The organism is Fertoeibacter niger, assembly GCF_009380135.2.
Classification (GTDB): domain Bacteria; phylum Pseudomonadota; class Alphaproteobacteria; order Rhodobacterales; family Rhodobacteraceae; genus Fertoeibacter; species Fertoeibacter niger.
Genome location: NZ_WHUT02000020.1, coordinates 28,863 through 49,301, shown reverse-complemented (window position 1 = coordinate 49,301; position 20,439 = coordinate 28,863). Strand labels below are relative to the sequence as shown.

The following is a 20,439-nucleotide window of genomic DNA, read 5'->3' as shown; positions in this document are numbered from 1 at the left end:
CTGGTAAGAAACGCAGCCTCTCAAAACGATCAAAAACCAAACCACATCGGCGCGGGGTGGAGCAGCCCGGTAGCTCGTCAGGCTCATAACCTGAAGGCCGCAGGTTCAAATCCTGCCCCCGCAACCAAAATCCTGAATGATTACAATGCCCTACGCCCCGCCTCACCACGGGGCTTTTGCATGACCGAAACTCAGGTCAACAATAGGTCAACAAAACGGTTCAAATTGAAATTGGAGGTTGGCAGGCCGCTTCCTGCGACCTGCCAACTTTACGAACCTCAAGATGCAATCCCTGACTGATAGCGCTTCGTTAGACGGAGCCACTACCTGCATTGATCCATCGTGTGCTTTCCGTCTCATCAAAATACCGTACCGAGCACGCCGCAAGTGAGGCCGCCATCTCAGTGCTGTGCTGTGCGTCGACGCAAACGACCGATCCAAGTAGTCTTTTGGCAGCATTTCTCAAGCGTCCAGTCTCATCTTTTGCCCAAGGGAACGGAATTCCACTCTCCTCACTAGCGCTCTCAGCGGCTTCAATTGCCAAAAGCGCCGAAACGAGACGTCCAGCCGTCGCTTTGCGTACTGAGTATTCGGCACTCGGCTCCTGGACAGACTTGAGCATGCTTGTTCCCTCGGTCAGATAGTGCTGCCGAAGCGAAAGGAGGTCGAGGTCTGCTACTTTCACGATAGCATTCCACCGTGTTGGATTAGCTAGCTCTCCAATCTCACACGCGAGAGATCGGCCTACTTCAGTACGCCCATCAACTGTTAGCACCAAGTCACAAACAGCCAAAGGCGTAGAGGTCCGAAGACCTTCTAGGCCAGCGAAGAGCCGTGTGCGTTGGGCCGCATCCATATCTGCAACGTCAAAGGCTGCCACAGGCACATTGCGTCTGTGGCAGGCGTCGAGCATCCTGATGGAAATTGGGTCTTCTCCCTCAATTCCGTCTAAGAGCACTACTCCCCGGCCAAGCGCAGAGGTTGCATCGCTCAGCGTCGTTCCTGACTTAAGCCACTGACCAAAATGCTCGCCTAGCCAACTGAAAGGGTCAAACTTCGGTTCGAATGGAGAAGGGTCGATGGACTCGCGAGTCTCAAGCTGCTCAACTACAGTCAAGCGCCTTTGAAGTGAGGTAAGCTGATGGGAAAATGCTGTTGAATGTTCCGAGCCTTGTGTGAGAAGAACATGCATATCCGCTTCTGCGCTCCGAAGCTCGAGCCGAGCCTCATGCAAGCGAGAAAACCAATCTTCATCACGCTGATCGGCACGCTCCATCTCGTCGAGGATCGCTTCGACCAAAATTAGGGGAGCGAACAGTCCTTCGTCTCTCTTGAGGGGAGACGAAAGCTCTCCGTCAGCTGCCCGACGAACTATACCTAGACGCTGGGCAACATCCTTGCGACCCTCGGGTAGGAGCCTGTAAACGCGAGCTGGCCGACCGACCGTCTGACCGCTAACATCGTCTCTTGGCACAACCTCCGCGTAGCCGCACTCACGGATGAACTCCCTTGCAGTTTCTCGTTTGACTCCAGAATGATCTGAGAGATCCTGTGCTGTGAAGCCGCTCGGCCGCATAGCATCAAGCCGTAGCAGGCCTCCAAGCAGCTTCACTCTCGCTGACATGTCCCGCTCAGCCGTCTGCATGATCGCCTCCTATCGCTATCAGTGCTCTATAATGGGGTTATTCCCCCGAAATGTCAAGGTCGGAATGAACGGCATTTATCTAGCCCTGAGCTATACTAGACACGTCTGCCTCAAGTTTGGTGAGGTCCTTGTGACTGATGAAAGCTAAACACGCCCTCGCAGCTTCGACCGCGATCTCCTCCCGCACCCTGTTTAGCAAAGCTACTCTTAAATTCGCACCCAGACTGTCCAACCGTTTGAAGTCCGCATGAGCGTGAGAGTTAACCGAAAGTGAGAACTTTCTGGAAAGTTCCTTTGCCTCGTCAACTGAGGAGGCCATGCCGCAGGCACTAAGTATGTCTGACAGAGCCCTACACGCCTCGCGAGCTCGGCTTCGCGACAGGATCTGGTCCTTTTTGAGGCCTATCGGAGCTTCATAACGGCTGTTGTGGAAAGACCACACCGCTGCTTCGGCTGCATCGCCTCTCAAGGGAAGCCAATTAATAGGTGCCTCACCATGTTTGAGCCATTCGAGCACAAGATCACGCGCAACTGTGTCCATCCAACCCTCAGTCCAATGGGAACTAGCGTGCGCATTCCTTAAGCCGTTTCCACCAAATGCTCCCTGAAATGTGTGACAAACAAGCTCATGATGCAGTGTGTAAGCAAGATGCCATAGATCTAGTGAGGTAATTCCCTCAAACTTAAAGACCAACGTAACCACCCGTGGAGAACAACTAATATTAGTTCCACCGTTCATCCGGAAGGGAGCAAGTTCCTGAGGGCTTTCAGAGAAGGCTGTCACATAGAAAATGCTGGGTATCTCTCGAATCAGTCGATTTGTCGGATCAATGAGAATTCGAATCCGCGCCTCTATAATCCCAGCTAACTCGAGTATGCCACTTGCAGTTCGACCTCGCTCACCTGTGATCGAGCTCTCTCCATCAAAATCTCCTACGAAATCAGCTATTTGGCGCAGTAGAGCCTCTGCGGCTGCTAGCTCAATCGGTCGATCTGGTTTGTTCTGCCCCAACGAGCACAAAGCATCCGCAATCCGCAATAAATACGGTGAAATGTCATCATCAGCTACAACATCAACGGCAGCTGTTTTGGCCCCATTGTCTATGCAACTCAAGGCTGCATCAACCAAGTTACGTGTGGCCTGATCGTCAGAAGAACAGCAATCGGGGTCCAGTTTCCGCGCCGCACAAAGCCAGAGTAACAGCGCCGCTCTCTCAGCCGGTCGAAGCGACATCCTGAGTCCTCAGTCCCTTTCCGTGCCGAGTTTGCTGCTGCCGGGCGGGTTGACCTTAGGCCACACGTGGGTTGTCCAAATTTCCCTAATCCGCCGAACCGCTTCCTTGCCTAACTGGCCACCGACATCCTTGGCAACACTAAGAACAAACCCAGTGGCCATCGCGATCAAGACTTCGCCGCCAGTTAACCCAGAAGAAGTTTGATCGGCCTCAAAAGGCGGTTGCTCAGGATCAAACTCGCCCTCATCAGCTCCAAGCAATTCTGCCACACTTTTGCGTTCAGCAGGATCGTTGATGATTGAGCGCCACGCATCACGAATTGCCAAGTTCAGTTCATCACTGTCTGCAGTCCCAGAATTGTATTTAGCAACGACACTATCAGATTCATCCGCCATCATTCACTCCGAGAATTGTTCAAAACGCAAAGACCTTACCTTTTCGCACTGCAGCAAGTCTTGCATGATTGGCCATTTTCGCCAACCGATCACTTAAACAGTTGATGCAGCAAGTTACGAAACTGTAACTGCCCACTACCGGACAATCGAATCGAAGAAGCACCATGCTTGGTCTCATTTTTCGTTTGTTATCAGCCTTGGCGGCTTCGTTTGTCAACTACCGACCAGATCGCCGACCCAATGGTCAGCAGCGCTCCGATCACCGGTTCGACATCGGAAGCCTGGATGTAGCCTTTGGCCACCAGCGCGGTGCCCACGACGGTCAGGAGTTGGCGGATCAGTGCGAGGATTGCAGGTTTCAGCATGGTGTTTTCCTTTTCAGATCTCATTGGTGGTTGCGAGGAATTCGCCCGGCTTCATCGTCGGCAGGCGCTGCAGGCGGGGTGGGCAGGTTGCGGGCCAGCGCGCGCCGAGGAGGCGGGACTTGACGATCCGGGCGGTGGTGACCGCGTCGGATTGGTTTCCGCCCAACACGTAAAAATTCGCGTCGTCCTGGCCGATGGCGAAACCAACATGGCCGCCGGAGCCGCGTTCGAAGATCAGCACCGAGCCGATGATCGGTTGCACCTCTCGGCCAAAGAGCATCCAATGCCGGGCCCAGTAAGGATTGGTGCCCAGCGAGCCGAGCAGCGGCTCGTCTGGCAGGGCCATGCGAATGCAGGTTTCGACGAAATCCCCGCACCACGGGTTCTTAGACGGATCGCCCAGAGACCGGCCGTCGCGCATCAGCCAGTCCATCAGCCAAGACCGGTCGCGGGCCTCGTGGCGCCCGAGCGCGGATTTCGCCTCGGTGATCCAGGGCAGCGGACCGGGCGGTGCTACCGATGCCGCGCGACCGTTCGCGGCCAGCAGCGCTTTCATTGCCCGTGCGGTGCGCAGGCCCCAGAGGCCATCGATGGCGCCGGGGGCATGGCCGAGTTTGTCCAAACCGCTCTGGATCAGGCGGAGGGGATCGCGGGTGTCGGTGTTCATGGGGTGGCTCCTTTCGCCCGTCTTCGGGCATGAAAAAACCCGCCTTGCGGGCGGGTGCGGGGTGGATCGAATTGGTGGGTGGTTGGGTCAGTCGGTGCGGCCGCGCTGGAAAGCCTCAAACATCAGATCGCGCATGGCGCGGATATCGGTCTCGATCCGTTCCAGCCGATCGGCATCGTCGTCGCGGTCCTCGGCCCGCTGGCGATCGGCGCGGTCGCGTTCGGCTTCAAGCTCCCGGTCGAGCCGGGCCAGCATCGCATCGTTCGTGAAAGCCTTGCGCGTGACCGCGGCCAGCAGGGCGATCGTGCCGCCGACCAGTGCTGTGATGGCCGCGGTCACGCCGTGGTCACGGAAGGCCGCGCCAACTTCCTGCAAAATCGTGGTTTTCTCATCCATGGGATTGTCCTTCAATAATCGGTTTCGACGTATAGGCCTGAACAGTCGTAGGCGACCGCCGCCGCTGTGGCGCCGGTGTTCAGGTAGAGGCGGGGCGAGAGGAACTGCGTGTTGGCGGGCAAATCGGCGGTGATTTCAGCCTCGAACACGGCGCCGGTGACCTCATTGACCAACCGGACCCAGACCACCGCCGCGTTCGGTGCTGCGGCGACATAGAGCGTCAGCACCCCGCCGGTCGCGATCGCAAAGCTGGCGCCCATGTCAGTCAGGGTCGGTGCGCCAGTGCCGTCATTGGCGACCAGCTGCCAGTTGGCATGGGTGCCGCGCTGGAAGCCGATGCCGATGCAGTTCAGCACCGTGGCCAGCGTCAGAGTGGTGGCCAGCGCGGCGGTGGAACCATAGAGACCGAAAAATCCCATCCCCGTTGCCTGCAGGGTGGTGAGCGATAGGCGGGTGACGAAGGTCCAGCCGCCGAGGCCTGCAGCATTGCCCCGCCAGCAAGCCCACCCGGCCGAGCGCTGTTCTGCGACTGAATCTACCACTGCGGCTGAGGTCAGACGCCAGCGCCGCATGCTGGCCGCAAGGTTGGTGGCCGCAAGCGTTGGGTGCGAAACCGTCCCGACGGAGGTGATCGGCAGCCCTTCGGTGGTGATCGTGGTGGTGACCGACGGCGACCAGTTCGCAATCCGGTTAACCCCGAAATGGGGCTGCAGCGGGAAATCCCGGCCGGACGGGCGCATGACATCGACCCACGGTGCGCCTGCGCGGTTCCGGGCATAGACGGCAATCTTCCCCGTCGGCGGCGGGGAAGGGGCTGCGGCCAGGCCAGGCAGTATGATGGGCTGCGGCAGTTCGACCTGACCGTTGCTGCGGTCGATGGTGATCGCCTCAAAGAAGGCTGCGCCATCAGGGCTGCTCAAGACGTTGGTCCTGCCCGAATGGCGATCGCGCAAGGTCACCGACATCACGCCGACCGATGTCGACCGGCTGCTGACCAAGGTTGCGGCAGGACGGCCGCGGGTCTGGAAGAAAACCACGAAGCCGATCAAGGTGCCTCGTACCCTCAAATCGAAACAGGCCAAACCAAAGCCCCCGCCGAAGACCTTCAAGCCGACCCCGGTGCGAGCCAATCGCGTGGGCGAGGTGCTGCGAAAGATGTTCAGCCTCGCGATGACGTGGAAAATCCGCACCGACAATCCCGCCACCAGCTTTCGCAAGCGCCCCGAAACCGCGCGCGAACGGTTCCTCTCCTTCGAGGAAATCCAGCGCCTCGCCGACGCCATGTGCGCCGATCCCGATCAGCGCGCCGCCGGGATCATCCGCTTGTGCATGCTGACCGGGGCCCGCTGTGGCGAGGCCCGGACTGCCACCTTCGACCAGTTCAACCTCGATTTGGCCATCTGGACCAAGCAGGCGGCCTACACCAAGCAGCGCCGCGTCCACCGCGTGCCTATCTCGCACGAGGCGGTCGCCCTGATACGCCTGCGCGGGGATGCCGTGCCGAAAGGCTGCCGCTTCCTCTTCCCAGGCGATGTGCCGGGCCAAGCGGTGGTTGACCTCAAGCGGTTCTGGGAACGTATGCGCGTGCAGGCCGAAATCCCCGACGTCCGCATCCATGATCTGCGCCACACCTTCGCCTCTCTGCTGGTTTCAGGCGGGGCTTCACTTGAAATGATCGGGCGGCTGCTGGGCCACACCCAGATCGGCACCACCCAGCGCTACGCCCACCTAATCGACTCGCCGCTGCGGGCTGGGGTGAACGCCGTGGGGGAAATGCTCAAGCCCCGTTTGAAGGTGGTCGGAGGATAGTGGATCAGCAGTCAATCGGGCAATCGCTGCTTGATTGCATTGCAATCATTGCCTAGCTTTGGCATTGCAACCGGAGGGTGCCATGGCAAGCATAACGATTCGAAACCTCGACGATGATGTGAAGCGCCGCCTGCGTGTACGGGCGGCCGAGCATGGCCGTTCAATGGAGGAGGAGGCGCGCGACATCCTGCGGCAGGTTGTCGGACAGCCCAGCGCCCCGAAGAACCTCGGCCAGGCCATCCATGCCCGGTTCGCGGCGTTGGGCGGCATTGACCTTTCGCCAACAAAGCGCAGCGCGATGCGGCCGACGCCGGAGTTCGAGTGATCGATGATCCTCCTTGATACCAACGTGATTTCGGAACTGATGCGCGTCGAACCGGCCCAGATCGTCCTGGACTGGTTCGGCCAACATGAAGCGGCCGATCTGTTCATCTCGGCAATCACCGAAGCGGAACTGCGCACCGGCGTCGCGATCCTTCCCGATGGCCAGCGCCGCGATCGGCTACAACTGGCCATCGACGCCATGATCGATCAGGATTTTCAGACCCGAGTTTTGCCCTTCGATAGCTCAGCAGCCCGAAGCTACGCAGAAATAGCTACCGCACGCAGAGCAAAAGGTAAGCCGATCATGGATGCCGACTGCCAGATCGCCGCGATCGCTCGTGCCTGCGGTGCGGCTATTGCGACCCGAAACGTCAAGGACTTTGAGGGTCCTGGCATAAGCGTCATTAACCCGTGGGATGCTGCATGACGGGCTAGCAACATCTTGGGCTCCTTCCTCTCAACGAGAAAGTGTGGTCTGTTCGCCGCACTCAAGCGCATACATCAGGTGATCGTCAAAAATGGCAATACAGTCCGTCAAGCAGCTTTGCACCCCAAGCGCATTAATCAGCAGCGATAGCTTAGTCGAGCAGGTCGCGCAAATTGAGGACTTTGCTGGAGGGAAGATCGATGGGCGTGAGTTTTTTCGCCGAAATCACTTCACTGAAGGGCTGAGCCTGCTTGTCGCTCGTGGATTTGAGCGTTTGGCTGGTAGGTCGGAAGATGGCGCTTTCTATCTTACCCAAGCAATGGGTGGAGGCAAAACACACAGCCTGATTGCTTTTGGCTTACTTGCGCAGGACCCGGGGCTAAGGCGGGAGGTAATTCCGAACATTGCGTCGGGGAACGAGTTTGGCCAAGCCAAAGTCGTTATATTCAACGGTCATCAGAACCCCGAAAATTTGCTTTGGGGGCATATCGCTGACGCGCTTGGTAAAGGCGATGTGATGGCACCCTTTTGGCGCTCAGGGGCGAGGACGCCAGGGGTGGACGAGTGGATCAACATACTGGGCGACCAACCCGTATTGATCCTTCTCGACGAGCTTCCCAGCTACCTTCAAATGGCCCAAGGCGAGCCCGTTGGGGCAAGCACGTTAGGTGATCTTACTATCGGCGCACTTGAGCGCCTTTTTAACGCCTTGCCTCGTTGTCCCCGCGCCTGTGTCGTCGTGACAAACTTGAAGGACGATGTGTATTTGGATGGTTCCGCGCAGCTTCGGACGCTCATTGAAAATCTGACCAAGCACTACGATCGCAACGCGCAGGCGATCACTCCTGTAAGGCAGAACTCCGGTGAAGTGTTCGCAATTGTTCGAAAGCGATTGTTTGACACGCTTCCCGATCCGCAGAGAATCGATGAAGTTGCACAGGCTTATGTTGCAGCGCTTCAGAAGGCGAAACGTGTCGATACAATTCCAACGGCGCCTGAGACCTTTATTGAGAGAATTCGAGAGACATACCCGTTCCATCCCTCAATCCGTGATCTCGTTGCGCGCTTCTCGGAGAATCGTGGATACCAGAAAACCCGGGCGTTGATCCGGCTCTTGCGCCTTGCTGCCCGTGGAGCTCTTCAAAGCGATGGAAATGTATTTCTGATTGGTCTCCAACATCTGGATTTCAACGATCAAGCAACACTCGAAGAAATTCGAAAGATCAACGCTGCTTATACAAATGCAATCTCCCGAGACATATCGGACCGCGGGAATGCTCTTGCTGAAAAAATTGATGCGGCTGATGGAAACAAAACCGCCTCGTCAGTGGCGAAAGTCTTATTGACGTCTTCGCTTTCGAATGCTGAAGCACCCCTTCGCGGCCTTACTGATGGCGAATTGATCGAATGCCTTGCCGACCCGTTACTCGAAGTTTCGGAGATCAAGACTGCTCAAAACCGACTGCAGGGCCAAGCTTGGTATATGTTCCAGGGGGTCGACCAGAGAGTGTTCTTTGGCCAAACGGCCAATGTCACCGCTGAAGTCACCGAAATAGCTTCGAATATCGCAGAAGAGCAGGTATCGCAGACCCTCCGCGAAAAACTGACTGAGGTATTCAAACCCCGATCTGGGCAACTCTATTCTGAACGTATGGCGATCCTACCGGCCCTTGACGAAATCAAGCTCGAAGCCGATCGGCCCACGCTCATCATTCTGGAGCGACCGGCCGACAAGCTTCCGGAGGAGTTCGACAAGTGGTGGAAGGGGCAAGACCACCAAAATCGTGTATTGGTTCTTACAGCCGACCGAAACGCGGTCACGACTCTGAAGAACAGCGCCCGTCGTCAGCGTGCAATAGCAAAAGTTGAGGAGCAAATCCGAGTTCGCCATGGCGATGGTTCGCCTCAGAAAGCAGAGCTTGACAGCCTTAAATCCAGAGAGGCGGCAGCGTTCACAAGCGCGTTGAGGGAAACGTTCAAAAGCATCATCTTCCCTCAACGCGATCGGTCCAAAGGCAGCATCCTTCGATCAATCGATGATTTTCGCATGGAGTTCGAACGGAACGATTACTCCGGCGAACTGCAGATTATTGAAACTTTGGTGAAACGGGGCAAGTTCGTCCCGAGCGATCGTTTCGAACAGGAGTTCGAGACCCTTCGTCTCGACGCCGAAGAAATTCTGTTTGACGCGGAAGCTGTTCAGAAATCTTCGTTGGAGCGAAATGCTGCGGTGCGTCCTGCTTGGTTCTGGTTGCCGAGGGCTGGTCTCGATAGCCTTCTTCGCGAGTCGATCCGACGCGGCTTTTGGCGTGAGAAAGAAGGGTTGATCGCGAAAAAATGGCTGCGGGTGACCAAAGTTACCGCTCGGCTTGATGACTTTGCTCCTGACCCAATGGTTTCTGGGCGGTTTCAGGTGAACGTGACGCCGGAAGATGCAGATACGGTCTTTGTTTCGGAGGCAGGTCCGCCCGACCCTAAGACAGCGGCCAAGCTGGACGGTCGCATTTATGAAACTGCCGCGCCTGCGGCTTGGTTTCTTGCGGTCGACAGTACTGGGTCGGCATCCACGGGTGATGTCTGTGAGTGGCGCGCACCGCTGAGGGTCAAACTTGACGCGAAGCGAAATGCTGCCGCTTGGCGCCTGACCCTTCAGGGAGTGCCCAGGGCAGCGAACATTCGGGTAAGTTTCGATGGAACAGATCCCCGCATCGCTTCACCAGTATCGTCCGGCGAGATCGACGCGCCTAGTGGAGCGACGCAGGTTCGGGCCTTGGTCGAACTTGACGGCAAGTTCAGCTTTGAAGAAACGGCGCGACTAGCGCCTGATGGGTTTGAGTTTGATCCCAATGCAAAGAAGACGCCGGTTAAGCCCGACTCTCCTGCGACCATGACCTCGCGGTTCCAATCCCGGGACACTGCTCAAGCTTTCACTGCCTTGGATCGTTTGTCCAAGATGGCTGGAGCAAAGGTCAAAGGTGGGTCAGTCGAGGTCAAGGGTAAACGGACCGAGGACGACTATCTCACACTTCGGTTCGGTCGCGATGTCACGATCGACGCCTCCGAACTGGACCGTAGTGCCAAGGAGCTCGCCACGCTTCTCGCGGCAGAACAACCACTTGTGACACTGCAACTTTCCTCAGTTGCCTTTCCGTCGGGACGCGATCTAATGACCTTCTGTGATGACATGGCGCTGGATTTCGACCGCGTCGAATGGAAACAGGATTGACCCGATTATGGCCGCCCCATTGCCCAACTTCGACTGTGCCGACATCTATCAGGAGCACGCATTCCTTGTCGAACTGACCAAGGGGCGCGATGCAAAGGTGCAGGTGTTCGAAGTGTACGGCCGCGCGCCTACAGCGCGTGAGCCAGAATGGGCACCTGAAACTATCCTTCGCTGCGAAGCGGAAAAGGCTGTTTGGGATGCAATTTCGGCCGAATTTCGCACTGAATTCAACCGTCGCCTCAAACAAGATGATAAGCCCGTCGGACGCTGGGGATCGGATCAAACGGCTGTTCAGCGGCTGTTTGGCAAGGAGCTGCTCGTTCTGCTCTGGGCGGTTGAGCTGCCCGACGTGCGTGAGGAAGAGATCGGTGTTGCCATTCGCAACTGGCACGGACTGAAACCTGAAGAGCGCTGGTGGCTGTATACGATGACCGCTGCAGCTACTGGCCTCGCCCACCAAGCTGGAATGGGCTGGCGGGGCGCGCTGCGGCAGGCGCTGTGCTTTGGAACCCGGAATGATGCATTTCATCTTGGTGCCGTCACTGGGCGCGGAAAATTGGAGCCTCGTGAGAATTCGGCCTTTGCTGAGGCGAAAACGAAAAAGAAGTCGCGGAAGGACGAAGGGCCTGGACTCTTCTTTGTGCCCACCCCGGCCGAATGAGGAGAATTGAATGACTGTTAAATCTAGCTCCCGTCCGGGTATCACTACGGGTCTTGCGCCCTTATCGCTCGCCAATACCCCAGCCTTCATCGAACGGCAGTTCCCGGTCGGGCGGCTCTCGGCTGAGACGTTCAAAGAGCGAAAGGCAGTTCAATCACAGACGCTGACCTCGCTTGGTTCCTATTGGAAGGGGCGCAAGCCGCTTATTCTTGTGCGCGCAGTCTTGCTCGGTGCGCTGTTGCCCGCAACCGATGAACCAGTGGCAGATCTGGACATATTCTTGAAGCTGATGGGTATGGACGATGCGTCGCTTGCCAGACGTTTCAACGGTAGCGCTGCCGCCTTCGCTCGACTGTTTCCGGATTTCGCAGAATGGGTCACTGAAGTGAACGGCCTGCGAAGGAACTGGCGCGACGACCTCTCCGAACCTGACAGGTTGGGGCGAATGGCCGAGGCTTTCGCCACACTGCCTTACGCAGACCGGCTCAAGCACGTCCTGAGACCCGAGGAATGTGACGAACGCGAACTGCTGGCACCGATCTGGAGCGCGGTGAACAGCCATCTGGGAACTACCGCGCGAACCTTGCCCGAGCTGGTGGAGGAACTAGGGATTGCGCGGTTTGGGCACCGCCCGAAGGTCGCCGATACGTTCTGCGGGGGCGGATCGATCCCGTTCGAGGCTGCCCGAATTGGCTGCGACGTCTATGCCAGCGACCTGAACCCCATTGCCTGCATGCTCACTTGGGGAGCGTTCAACATTATTGGGGCATCAAAGGAGCGGAGGGCCGAGATCGAGAAAGCACAAGCCGAGGTGACAGCGGTGGTAGACGCCGAGATCACTGCGCTCGGCATCGAGCATGACGCTGCAGGCAACCGCGCGAAGGCCTATCTTTACTGCCTTGAGACGCGCTGCCCAAGGACGGGATGGTTAGTTCCGATGGCACCTAGCTGGGTGATCTCAAAGTCAAGCAACACGGTTGCGCGGCTTGTGCCGGACCACGACCAAAAGCGCTATGACATAGAAATCAGTGCGGGCGTCTCGGCCGCTGAGATGGTCGAGGCCGAAGCGGGGACCGTGCGAGGCGGGCGGCTGGTACACCCGATGAACCCAGAACGTTCCGGTGTCGAGGTTAAGACGATCCGAGGCGATTATCGAGACGCCGCAGGCATTACGCGAAATAAGCTTCGATTGTGGGAAAAGCTCGACTTCATCCCTCGACCGGACGACATTCTGCAAGAACGTCTTTACTGCGTGCAATGGATCAAGGCGGACAGTATTGGGAAAGCGCGCCAGCAGACGTTTTTTGCCAAAGCGGACGAAGACGATATTGTTCGAGAGAGAACGGTCGAGCGGATCGTATCGGAAAACATTGTGCGCTGGCAAGCCGACGGTTTGGTTCCGGACATGCCAATTGAGCCTGGAGACAATACCACCCAACCTATTCGAGAGCGGGGATGGACGCATTGGCAACACTTGTTCGGTGCGCGCCAGTTGTTGATGTTCGCGAAGTTCAGGGAGTTCATGGACGCATCCGAAACCCCTCAAACTGCGCTTTATCTTGAAATTGCGCGACGCCTGGACAATAACTCAAGACTATGTCGTTGGACATCAGCCTCAGTTAATGCAGACGGTAAATCACTGAATTCTGACCGCATTGGGCAAGTTTTTTCAAATCAGGCTCTGAATACGATGCTGAATTACGCAGTCCGGGGAATAACCTACCAGAACGAAGAGTTGCCAAAGCGATACCCCTCAATCGCCGGAACAACCCGGATCAAGACGCACTCGGCGATGGCAATTGATGAGTCGCAGGACGTTTTTGTCACCGACCCCCCTTATGCTGACGCCGTGAACTATCATGAAATCACTGAATTCTTCATAGCTTGGCTTCGAAAGAACCCGCCCGCGCCCTTCGACCAATGGACATGGGACAGCCGTCGCCCGCTTGCCATAAAGGGCAAGGACGAAGGTTTCCGTCGCGACATGGTGGCCGCCTATGCTGCCATGACTAGGCAGATGCCCGACAGCGGCATGCAGGTGGTAATGTTCACCCATCAAGATGCAGGCGTTTGGGCAGACCTCGGCGCGATCCTCTGGGCCGCTGGGTTGAAGGTCACCGCCGCATGGAACATCGTGACCGAGACGGAAAGCGCCCTAAAGGAAGGGAACTATGTGCAAGGCACTGTCTGCCTTGTTCTGCGAAAGCGACTTGGCCAGGCTAACGGCCGCCGGATGGAGATCGAGGCCGAGATCGAAGAGGCGGTGGCCGATCAACTCGCCCGCCTGACAGCACTTGATGACAGTTGGCACGAACGCACTAGCGCCGAGACCCTTTACACTGATGGTGATCTCACTCTCGCCGCCTATGCTGCCGCCCTCCAGGTTGTCACCGCGTATTCCACGATTGACCGGCAGCCGCTCGACCGCGACTTGTACCGCCCGCTCGCGCGCGGCGAGACGACGATGCTGCGCGAGCTGGTCGACTATGCCGCGCGTGTGGCCAACAACTTGCTTGTCCCCGAAGGCTTTCCCCGTGACATGTGGCGAGACCTGATCGCGGCCGAACGGTTCTACGTGCGGATGCTAGACATGGAGGCGAAGGGGGCGGCGAAGGTTGCCGATTTCCAGAACTTTGCAAAAAGCTTTGCCTACGGTGGCTACACTGAGGTCATGGCTTCAACCGCCGCAAATGCTGCCGCACTGGCAGGCGCCGCGGACCTGAAAGGCCGGATGTTGGGGGCCGAGGGTTTTGGCGCAACGCTGATGCGGCAAGTCCTCTTTGCGATCTGGAAGACCATGGAAGGAGCCGAACGCGACCCGAAGCGGGGCGTCACGATCCTGAAGGCCGATATCGGGGCGGACTATTGGACGACACGTCAAAAGCTGATCTTGCTGGCAGGATACGTGGCGCAGAAGACCGCCAGGACCCGCCCCGATGAAAGTGCTGCAGCGGCCGAGCTGACCGAAGCTTTGAAGCTTGACCGGGTATAGCGCATGGGGATCGAGCGCTTTTCTTCTCGTCGCGAAGCGCTGGGGCCTCTGCTAGCTTCGCGACTGTCTGGGGCGACGCGCTACCTCAGGATTGCAGGTTATTTTCGATCTTCGTTGCTTGAGGTGGTGGGCGAAGCATTGGAGACGGTGGACGAGGTGCGCGTCGTCTGCAACGGCGACCTCGATCCTTGGGATGTGCGGGTGGCCAAGGCCGCACGCGATGGGTCAGCGGCCTTGGCGCAGACGCTGGTGTCGTCCTGGCAGGCGGGGGAAGACGGCCTTGACGTGATGCTGGCTCGCGAGCGTTACCGGCGCCTGCATGACCTTCTTGCTTCAGGACGGATGAAGGTGCGTGTCGTGCCCCGTGACCGGGATAATGTGTTCGTGCATGGAAAAGCTGGAGTAATCGAGCATTCCGACGGGCGACTGTTCTCCTTTGTCGGCAGCGTGAATGACAGCGTGACGGCCCTTCGGCATTCCTACGAAATCCTGTGGGGCGATGACGACCCCGCATCCGCAGCGTGGGTGCGCGAAGAGTTCGAGCATTTCTGGCAGCAAGGTGTTGACTTGCCCGAGGCTGTCGTTCGCCATGTGGCGGCGATGGCCAATCGGGTCGAATACCGATCTATCGAAGATGCGCGCGACAAAGATGGAGTTGTGGCACCGGCCGCAGTGCTGGCCGGAAGGCCAATCTACAAGGGCGGGCAGATTCTCAGGCCTTGGCAGAAACGGTTCGTGCAGACCTGTGTGGATGACCGGCGTCTGCACGGCAAGGCGCGCTATCTGATCGCAGATGACGTTGGTCTAGGAAAAACGCTTTCCATGGCGGCGGCAGCGCTCGTGCTGTCAATCCTCGATGATAAACCGGTTCTGATCCTGACACCTTCAACCCTGATGTGGCAGTGGCAAGAAGAGCTGGAGGATAAGCTCGGCTTGGCGGCAGCGGTATGGTCAACGCAGAAGAAGTGTTGGCTCGACGGAGATCGGCGTGCGCTAACCCAAAAAGGTGATCAGACAGCGGTAGCAAAGTGCCCCTGGCGAATTGGGATTGTCTCGACCGGGCTCATTGTCAATGGCAATGACGAAGCAGAGCGCGGCGCCTTGGCGCGAAAAAGCTTTGGGGTGGTGATCCTTGACGAAGCACACAAGGCGCGCGCTTCACGCGGGCAGAACGGTCGCGAGCCGCCGAAGCCCAACAATCTTTTGTCGTTCATGCGCTCTGTGTCCAGCACTGCAACGAACGTAATCCTTGGCACGGCCACGCCAATCCAACTGGACGCGGTGGAACTCTGGGATCTGCTGATGGCCCTGAATCAGGGCGCCCCACAAGTTCTTGGAAGCACCTTTAAGGGAAGCGAATGGCTCCGTCAGGAGGCCATTGGGCACCTGACGGGACAGCGACCGTGGCCACAAAGTGACTTGGCCAGGTGGGGCTTATTCCGCAATCCGATGCCGCCGCGAGATGAGGACGTAATCTTTCGTGATATTCGTGACGATGCCAGTATTGCTGACAATATTATATGCGGCCCGACCTACGAGACGCTGAGAGTCGATTTGCGGCGGGAGTTCGCGGCTGATTTTGAACGTCTTGCTGAGCAGCACAATCCAATTGTCCGTCGTGTTGTTAGACGCACGCGAAGCATGCTTGAAGAAAAAGGATTGCTGAAACCGATTGCTGTGGTCGTCCACCCTCGCCTCGACGACAGGCTTCCGGAGCATCTCTTCGACCGCGAGGGGCTCGTGATGAATCTGGCCTTCAAGACGGCCTACGATGCAGCGGAGGAGTTCACTCGTCTTTACGCCGCGCGTTGTCCTGGCGCAGGGTTCCTCCGGACGATCGTACTTAGGCGAGTTGGATCTTCCGCCCGCGCAGGGCTGGAGACAACCCGACACTTACTTGGCCGCCTTCAAGGGCCGATCTTGCAAGAAGATGAGATGTCGGAGGAGGGGCAGCCGACTGAAATTGCTAGGCCCGAGTCGGCAGAACTTGAGTGTCTCCGGATCGTTGAGCGCAATCTCGATGCGATCGTTCAAGGCTCTGAGGTCGACCCAAAGGTTCAAGTAATTCTACACTACCTGCGTGATCGCCGTTGGCTCGAAGATCATGGTGCCATCATCTTCAGTCAATATCTTGCAACGGCGGAATGGGTTCTTGAGGCGCTTTGCAGCGTATTTCCTGATGAACCGATCGGTCTTTATGCGGGTGGAAGTGCCTCATTCGTTCAGAGGGGAACGGATCGAAGGTTCGTCCCGAGAGACCAAATCAAGAAGCGAATCCAAGATGGGGAGATACGCCTGGTCTGTGCCACAGATGCAGCCTGCGAGGGATTGAACCTTCAGCGATTGGGCGCCCAAATTAACATCGACATGCCATGGAATCCTTCAAGGTTAGAGCAGCGCAAGGGGAGAATTCAGCGGATTGGGCAGGTTCGAGATGCAATCCACGTGCTAAATCTGCGCTACGCCGGATCGGTCGAGGATCAGGTTTATGCCGCTCTATCGGAGCGTTTCGGGGATATCTTCTCGGTACTCGGCCAACTGCCGGACGGATTTGAGGATGAGTGGATCGCAGCGGTAATCAGGGATCGCGCCGAACTCCAGAATTTTTCGCAAAGAGTGCAGGGGACACGCCCGCCGATGGAACTCCGCTATGCTCGCCATGTGGCGGACGACGCGGGTCTAGATTGGGAGTTCACTGAGCGGGTTTTGTCCTCAAGAGACATCGACGAGTGGATGCGGCAGGGCTGGTGAGCGCCGCTGGAACGGATTGCAGCTCACTTTCAGCAGTTCCGGGCGTGTTGTGAAAAGAAGGAACGGGTCAACAATAGGTCAACCTGTCTAACTACCTCGTTCCCCGTTTGGACCCGTCCGCTGCGGTTGGCTGCGGTGCGATGCGGCTAGAAAGCGGCGCCAGTTCAAGGGGTTATCGCGTAACCCTTTGAAATCAAAGGGTGGCCGTTTTTCCGGGAGATGGGGCTCATAACCTGAAGGCCGCAGGTTCAAATCCTGCCCCCGCAACCAAATTCCTTATAGTTATCAATACCATACGCCCCGCCTCACCGCGGGCCTTTTGCATGTCCGCATTCCAGGTCAACAATAGGTCAACAAAAGCGCCAATACCGCAGCGAATCCAGTTGGATAGTAGCCTGACAGGACGCCGACCGCGCCAAAACCGCTCAAGGCCGCGCTCAATCGGGCCGGAGGCTGATTTGCAACTTGGTAAGCTCCCTCGGGCGCTATCTCGTCCCGAACTTGATCCAGCAGAGCCAGAAGATCGTCCTGACGGTGCATTTTCTACTGGGGCTGCCAGTATCATGACATCGGACATCCATCGAGCCGGGGAGGTGCCACCGGAACGATTGGTTTGGCTGCAGCAAAGCCCTGGTCCAGCAGATCGCCAAGCATTCGGCGCCGCATCGCCGGGTCTGACGCGCCCATGATCACGACGATCAGGCGTACCCCGTTCCGCTCGACTGTAAACACACCGCCGTGCCCGGCCTCCAAGGTATACATGGTGGTAAAGCCGTCGAGGTCGGGCCTTACAGTACTCAGAATGTTTCGACGCGTGACGCCGTCATGTTTGACTCCGGGCACCGCAAAGAGCGGCAAGTTCTCGGGAAAGCGATGAAGCAGATGGCGCGCGATGATCGCCGCATCCTGCGCGGTCGTGATCTGGCCGGGGCGGGCAAGCCCATAGTTGGCGAGGAAGTGCGAGTTTGTTAGGCACATCAGGTTTGCCATGTCATTCATCCGCCGCGCAAATGCATCGACCGAGCCGGAAATCCCTTCTGCCAGCGCAGTTGCGGCGTCGTTGGACCGTTGACCCGCAACAAATTCGATCAACCTGCGGAAAGGAACAACTTGACCGGCTTTCAGCCCGATCCGAAGGGGGGGCTCCATTTGGGCGCGAGCCGAAATCGTCGTGCTCGCGTCCAGGTCCAACTCACCAGCTTCCGCCAATGACCAGGCTACGAACAGGGTCATGACCTGCATGATGGCGCCGGGCGGCTTGGGCTTGTCGGCATTGTGGGCGATCAGGGTGTTTCCATCCCGTGCGTCGACGACCACAAAGGACGGATCGTCGGCGTGAACAGCCGATCCGATCAGCAGGGAGACAAACAGGAGCAATCCCGGGATCATGCATCTCAGGCCCCGGTAACCTGTATTGAAGGTTCGGGCCAATGGTTTGCAATCCGAAGCGGCGCCGGATGAAACGCCATCGATCGGCGTTGCATCGGCTGATCCATGTTTCTTCCGCACAGTCACAGGCCGCAGCCTTTACGAAGGACTTCGGTCTCAAGGTCAGCGCGTTGGAAGCCCAACAGGAAGGAATTCCCGGCGACCTCCATCGAGTTGTCGGATCCTGACATCCAGCGAGTAACCCCACCACAACTAAAGCTGACGTGCAGAGCCGGGTCTGGTCCGTCACTGCCATCTCCATAGGTCGCTGTTGACCAAGCGAGGAAGCCCGCCAGATCAGGTGTTGCCATAGGAAAGGTTGCGGCGACCGATACCATTTGCCGACTGACAGTGGCGAGAGCGGCCTTGATTGCCATGCAGTTGCTGGCAGCGGCTAGAAGTGACAAGACGGAAATCGAGGCGACGATCGCGAATGCCCAAGTAAAAGTAGTGAAGTGGGTCACCGTGGCCACGTGGCGGGATGTCGCTTGATCACCTTAGGGTCGGGCAAAACAAAAAAAACTGGGTCTGCCCACGCAAGTTCAGGGCTCAGGAACCTAGACAGCTCGGAACTCAAGCGGACCGCGAAATAGGGTCCCCCGCCCGAAAAGCAGTACGCTGAAATCCCTGAGGTGGACTTCCGCGTGACGGCAAGATCGCCTGATTTTGCCCCTTGGACAAGTTTTTTTCTACCGATCTGTGGTCGCGCTCGCGGAAATGCGTGGAACTGGGCGGATCGGGCCGTGAACCCGCATCATCCCGTTCCGGCAGCGAATTTTTGAGCGAAGCGAACGAACCTGTCCGGCTGCTCTCGTTCAGTTTGAATCCGGGTCGCGGCCACGCTGCAGATTCAACATGATGTCTCCGGGCTTGTCTCGCTTTGCTGCCGTCATCGCGTCCTCCAGAACCCTCAGATCTGGCCGTCGCGGGTGTTGGAGCCCCGTTCGGGCTTCACCCTCCCGGCGTTCCAAAACCCGCGACACTACCTCATCCAGATTGACGCACGACTCTCATTTTGATCGTCGCACGACAGTTGCTTTCCGATTTTCGGCGGCAGCTCAACGTTCAGAGGTCGAATCCTGCCCTGTCCTTTCCATTCTGTCCATGAGGGCCAAAAGGAGGCCCGGATAACCAGACAGGAGCACTAAATGAACACGTTGAAACTGATCCTCGCCGCCGCAACTGCGCTTGGCACGTGCATGCCGGTCTTTGCGGGCGAACAGCCGAACCTGCTGATTGTCAGCGAGGATGCTGACCAAGACACGATCCCGCGCAATTCGCGCATTTTCAACCGGGTCGAGCGCGCGATTGCAAGCGAAATGCAGGCCAAGGGCTTCCGCGTCTATGACGAGACGGCAGTCAGCATGGACATCACCGATCCGCATCGGACCCGCCGCAACGATGCGGAACTCATCAGCGTCGCCCGTCGGGTGTCCGCGCCGATCGACGCCATCACGGTGTTCCAGATCTACGCCTCGACCGAGAAGAACCAGTATGCCGACATCGTCGATCTGCGGGTGCGGATCGACGGGCGAATTCTCGAGGTCAACAACGGTGCCTTCCTTGGCGCCTATGAGGTGAGCTACGGCCCAGGCGATCTGCCGCCCCTGCCGGTCAACTGCGACCGCGACTGCGTGATCGAACATGTGGGCGATCAGGCGCGCCGGGTGGCGGCCGATGTCGGCGCGGAATTGGCGTCGCGGCTCGACTCGATCTCCCCGGTCGCGACCGAGGGCAGCGGCACTGTCGGCGCGGCGAGCGTAGTGCCGGAGGCAGGCCAGACCGTCACCTCGGCCGCACAGGCAGAGGTGTGCGACGGGTTGACCCAGGCCTACACGCTGCAGTTCCGCGGCTTCGAGCCCTCGGAACTGACCCGGATCGAGGAGTATCTGGTATCGTTCAAGGGTTACGACCATCACCGACCGCTGCGCACTGACACGGTCCAGTCGGACTACTGGTACGAGACCTGCTCGGATGCGGCGCGGCTGAACCGCAACCTGCGGCTGATGACCGAGATTCTGGACACCGACGCGCGGGTGGCTGTGACCGACAACCGGATCGAAGTCGAGAAACGGCGGGTGCCCGTCACGCGTTGATCTCACACGATCGTGAAAGGGC

The 20,439-nt window shown here is 58.0% G+C and carries 16 protein-coding genes, 1 tRNA gene and 1 pseudogene; 9 read left to right on the top strand and 9 right to left on the bottom strand.

Annotated elements, in window-relative coordinates:
* Window positions 1-50: 50 nt before the first annotated feature.
* Window positions 51-127, top strand: a tRNA-Met gene (locus GEU84_RS20435).
* A 183-nt stretch (window positions 128-310) separates the two neighbouring features.
* Here GEU84_RS20435 and GEU84_RS20430 read toward each other — a convergent pair.
* The 7 genes from GEU84_RS20430 to GEU84_RS20400 all read right to left on the bottom strand — a co-directional run bounded on the left by GEU84_RS20430 (window position 311) and on the right by GEU84_RS20400 (window position 5,443).
* Window positions 311-1,645 carry a hypothetical protein gene (locus GEU84_RS20430; protein ID WP_152828759.1) on the bottom strand — a complete coding sequence of 445 codons (1,335 nt, stop codon included), beginning with the start codon at window positions 1,643-1,645 and terminating at the stop codon, window positions 311-313.
* 79 nt (window positions 1,646-1,724) lie between these two features.
* Window positions 1,725-2,879: a hypothetical protein gene (locus GEU84_RS20425; RefSeq protein WP_152828758.1), complete on the bottom strand. Its 1,155-nt coding sequence runs from the start codon at window positions 2,877-2,879 to the stop codon at window positions 1,725-1,727.
* A gap of 9 nt (window positions 2,880-2,888) precedes the next feature.
* On the bottom strand, window positions 2,889-3,278 hold the full coding sequence (locus tag GEU84_RS20420) for a hypothetical protein (RefSeq protein ID WP_152828757.1): 390 nt from the start codon (window positions 3,276-3,278) through the stop codon (window positions 2,889-2,891).
* Window positions 3,279-3,466: 188 nt separating this feature from the next.
* Window positions 3,467-3,640: a Pam3-gp28 family putative phage holin gene (locus GEU84_RS20415; RefSeq protein ID WP_174540088.1), complete on the bottom strand. Its 174-nt coding sequence runs from the start codon at window positions 3,638-3,640 to the stop codon at window positions 3,467-3,469.
* A gap of 13 nt (window positions 3,641-3,653) precedes the next feature.
* Window positions 3,654-4,307 carry a TIGR02594 family protein gene (locus GEU84_RS20410; protein WP_152828756.1) on the bottom strand — a complete coding sequence of 218 codons (654 nt, stop codon included), beginning with the start codon at window positions 4,305-4,307 and terminating at the stop codon, window positions 3,654-3,656.
* Between the two features lie 87 nt (window positions 4,308-4,394).
* A complete protein-coding gene (locus GEU84_RS20405; protein WP_152828755.1) occupies window positions 4,395-4,703 on the bottom strand; it encodes a hypothetical protein in 309 nt (102 codons plus the stop codon).
* A gap of 11 nt (window positions 4,704-4,714) precedes the next feature.
* A complete protein-coding gene (locus GEU84_RS20400; protein WP_152828761.1) occupies window positions 4,715-5,443 on the bottom strand; it encodes a hypothetical protein in 729 nt (242 codons plus the stop codon).
* 172 nt (window positions 5,444-5,615) lie between these two features.
* On the opposite strand from GEU84_RS20400, the pseudogene GEU84_RS20395 reads away from it, so the two are divergent.
* From GEU84_RS20395 to GEU84_RS20365, 7 genes and pseudogenes are all read left to right on the top strand, one after another.
* Window positions 5,616-6,512 (top strand): annotated as a pseudogene (locus GEU84_RS20395) (tyrosine-type recombinase/integrase); the annotation flags it as partial.
* A gap of 82 nt (window positions 6,513-6,594) precedes the next feature.
* On the top strand, window positions 6,595-6,837 hold the full coding sequence (locus tag GEU84_RS20390) for a FitA-like ribbon-helix-helix domain-containing protein (protein WP_152828754.1): 243 nt from the start codon (window positions 6,595-6,597) through the stop codon (window positions 6,835-6,837).
* Window positions 6,838-6,840: 3 nt separating this feature from the next.
* Window positions 6,841-7,263 (top strand): type II toxin-antitoxin system VapC family toxin, encoded by a 423-nt coding sequence (locus GEU84_RS20385; RefSeq protein WP_152828753.1) that lies wholly within the window; start codon window positions 6,841-6,843, stop codon window positions 7,261-7,263.
* A gap of 91 nt (window positions 7,264-7,354) precedes the next feature.
* On the top strand, window positions 7,355-10,489 hold the full coding sequence (locus GEU84_RS20380; protein WP_152828752.1) for a DUF499 domain-containing protein: 3,135 nt from the start codon (window positions 7,355-7,357) through the stop codon (window positions 10,487-10,489).
* Window positions 10,443-11,150, top strand: coding sequence for a DUF3780 domain-containing protein (locus GEU84_RS20375; protein WP_217438619.1), 708 nt, complete (start codon window positions 10,443-10,445; stop codon window positions 11,148-11,150). The genes GEU84_RS20380 and GEU84_RS20375 overlap by 47 nt, the downstream gene beginning before the upstream one ends.
* Window positions 11,151-11,160: 10 nt before the next feature.
* Window positions 11,161-14,142, top strand: coding sequence for an anti-phage-associated DUF1156 domain-containing protein (locus GEU84_RS20370; RefSeq protein ID WP_152828751.1), 2,982 nt, complete (start codon window positions 11,161-11,163; stop codon window positions 14,140-14,142).
* 3 nt (window positions 14,143-14,145) lie between these two features.
* A complete protein-coding gene (locus GEU84_RS20365) occupies window positions 14,146-16,893 on the top strand; it encodes a helicase-related protein (RefSeq protein WP_152828750.1) in 2,748 nt (915 codons plus the stop codon).
* A gap of 561 nt (window positions 16,894-17,454) precedes the next feature.
* Here the strand turns inward: GEU84_RS20365 and GEU84_RS20360 are convergent.
* Both GEU84_RS20360 and GEU84_RS20355 read right to left on the bottom strand, forming a co-directional pair.
* A complete protein-coding gene (locus GEU84_RS20360; protein ID WP_152828749.1) occupies window positions 17,455-18,282 on the bottom strand; it encodes a D-alanyl-D-alanine carboxypeptidase family protein in 828 nt (275 codons plus the stop codon).
* A 122-nt stretch (window positions 18,283-18,404) separates the two neighbouring features.
* The gene (locus GEU84_RS20355; protein WP_152828748.1) at window positions 18,405-18,794 is read right to left on the bottom strand and encodes a hypothetical protein; all 390 of its coding nucleotides are present in this window, start codon (window positions 18,792-18,794) and stop codon (window positions 18,405-18,407) included.
* Between the two features lie 675 nt (window positions 18,795-19,469).
* On the opposite strand from GEU84_RS20355, the gene GEU84_RS20350 reads away from it, so the two are divergent.
* On the top strand, window positions 19,470-20,417 hold the full coding sequence (locus GEU84_RS20350; protein ID WP_152828747.1) for a hypothetical protein: 948 nt from the start codon (window positions 19,470-19,472) through the stop codon (window positions 20,415-20,417).
* Window positions 20,418-20,439: the final 22 nt, after the last annotated feature.

Excerpts from the sequence above, each read along its gene's own strand:
- GEU84_RS20430 (WP_152828759.1), bottom strand. The coding sequence starts at position 1,645 with ATGCAGACGGCTGAGCGGGACATGTCAGCGAGAGTGAAGCTGCTTGGA.
- GEU84_RS20425 (WP_152828758.1), bottom strand. The coding sequence starts at position 2,879 with ATGTCGCTTCGACCGGCTGAGAGAGCGGCGCTGTTACTCTGGCTTTGT.
- GEU84_RS20420 (WP_152828757.1), bottom strand. The coding sequence starts at position 3,278 with ATGATGGCGGATGAATCTGATAGTGTCGTTGCTAAATACAATTCTGGG.
- GEU84_RS20415 (WP_174540088.1), bottom strand. The coding sequence starts at position 3,640 with ATGCTGAAACCTGCAATCCTCGCACTGATCCGCCAACTCCTGACCGTC.
- GEU84_RS20410 (WP_152828756.1), bottom strand. The coding sequence starts at position 4,307 with ATGAACACCGACACCCGCGATCCCCTCCGCCTGATCCAGAGCGGTTTG.
- GEU84_RS20405 (WP_152828755.1), bottom strand. The coding sequence starts at position 4,703 with ATGGATGAGAAAACCACGATTTTGCAGGAAGTTGGCGCGGCCTTCCGT.
- GEU84_RS20400 (WP_152828761.1), bottom strand. The coding sequence starts at position 5,443 with ATGCGCCCGTCCGGCCGGGATTTCCCGCTGCAGCCCCATTTCGGGGTT.
- GEU84_RS20390 (WP_152828754.1), top strand. The coding sequence starts at position 6,595 with ATGGCAAGCATAACGATTCGAAACCTCGACGATGATGTGAAGCGCCGC.
- GEU84_RS20385 (WP_152828753.1), top strand. The coding sequence starts at position 6,841 with ATGATCCTCCTTGATACCAACGTGATTTCGGAACTGATGCGCGTCGAA.
- GEU84_RS20380 (WP_152828752.1), top strand. The coding sequence starts at position 7,355 with ATGGCAATACAGTCCGTCAAGCAGCTTTGCACCCCAAGCGCATTAATC.
- GEU84_RS20375 (WP_217438619.1), top strand. The coding sequence starts at position 10,443 with ATGACATGGCGCTGGATTTCGACCGCGTCGAATGGAAACAGGATTGAC.
- GEU84_RS20370 (WP_152828751.1), top strand. The coding sequence starts at position 11,161 with ATGACTGTTAAATCTAGCTCCCGTCCGGGTATCACTACGGGTCTTGCG.
- GEU84_RS20365 (WP_152828750.1), top strand. The coding sequence starts at position 14,146 with ATGGGGATCGAGCGCTTTTCTTCTCGTCGCGAAGCGCTGGGGCCTCTG.
- GEU84_RS20360 (WP_152828749.1), bottom strand. The coding sequence starts at position 18,282 with ATGATCCCGGGATTGCTCCTGTTTGTCTCCCTGCTGATCGGATCGGCT.
- GEU84_RS20350 (WP_152828747.1), top strand. The coding sequence starts at position 19,470 with ATGAACACGTTGAAACTGATCCTCGCCGCCGCAACTGCGCTTGGCACG.